The organism is Aeromonas diversa CDC 2478-85 (assembly GCF_000819805.1).
GTDB classification, from domain to species: domain Bacteria; phylum Pseudomonadota; class Gammaproteobacteria; order Enterobacterales; family Aeromonadaceae; genus Aeromonas; species Aeromonas diversa.
This window is the reverse complement of sequence record NZ_CDCE01000012.1, coordinates 2,326-3,550: the sequence shown is the minus strand read 5'-3', so window position 1 is coordinate 3,550 and position 1,225 is coordinate 2,326. Positions and strand designations below refer to the sequence as shown.

Here is a 1,225-nt window from a genome sequence, read left to right as displayed (position 1 = left end):
GAACGGCTGCGGCAAGAGCAATCTCTATCACGCCCTGCGCCTGCTGACCCGCAGTGCCGCCGGCGATCTCGCGCAGAGCCTGAGTGAAGAAGGTGGCATCAGCCAGGCCCTGTGGGCCGGCGGCTGGCGCCGCGGGGACAAGGCGGGCTCCCCCCGCCGCATCACGCTCGGCATGCAGAGCGAGCAGTTTGGCTACGAGCTGCAAATTGGCCTGCCACAACCCATTCCCGGTTTCTCACGCTTCTCTCTGGATCCCCAGATCAAACAGGAGGAGGCCTGGCTTGGCCTGCGTCGTTCGGCGTCCAACCAATTGCTGCTGCGTCGTCATCAGGCCGTCACGGCCCAAAACCTGGATGGCGAGAGGGTAGAGTATGCGCCGGGCATGCTCCCCCATGAGTCGATATTCGGCCATCTGGCCGAGCCGGATCGTTATCCTGAGCTGGCCAAATTGCGCCATCTGATGAGTCAGTGGCGCTTCTATCACCATTTTGATACCAATCCCGGCTCTCCCCTGCGCCATCCCAGACCGGGCATACTGACCCCGGTGCTGGGCCATGACGGACGGGATCTGGCGGCCGCCTTTGCGACGGTTGAAGACATTGGCGACAGAGACCTGCTGCATCGCATCCTGGGCGAGGCGCTGCCCGATACCCGCTTCGGTGTGACCCAGTTCGAGGCCGGCTTTGCCGTCCAAATGGAGCGTCGGGGGCTGGTGCGCCCACTCGATGGCCGGGAGCTCTCCGATGGCACCCTGCGACTGCTCTGCCTGACCGTCGCGCTGCTCAGCCCCCGCCCAGCCCCCCTGCTCATTCTGAACGAGCCTGAGAGCAGCCTGCATCCGGATATGCTGCCGGCCCTGGGCCGCCTCATCGCCGAGGCCTCTCGCTACTCCCAGCTCTGGATCACCACGCACAGTCCGGCGCTGGCGGCGCACATTGAAGCCCATGCTCCCTGCAAACACTTCCCTCTGCTGATGATCGAAGGGGAGACGTGTCTCGAGGACCCGAGGCGCAGGGAGTGGCACTTCGGGGAGGAGTGACGGCAACCCGCTCACCCAAGGCCTCGGCCTGTGCTGTGCCGACCGATTTGCGCGAGCCTTTCTTTACAAGCTTGCAAGGGTCGCTTAGATTGCCGACAAACCGTAGCCTGAGCCGATCCGTGACCACCTTGATCCTTCCCGACTGGTTGCAACAGGTCTTCGACCAGCTGCCCATCAGCCTCTTCT

The 1,225-nt window shown here is 64.0% G+C and carries 1 protein-coding gene; it reads left to right on the top strand.

All coding sequences use genetic code 11. The features are described 5' to 3' along the window. Positions 1–1,039 (top strand): AAA family ATPase (locus tag BN1121_RS03395; RefSeq protein WP_043597220.1); only part of this gene is annotated, 1,039 nt, incomplete at its 5' end. Positions 1,040–1,225 lie beyond the last annotated feature (186 nt).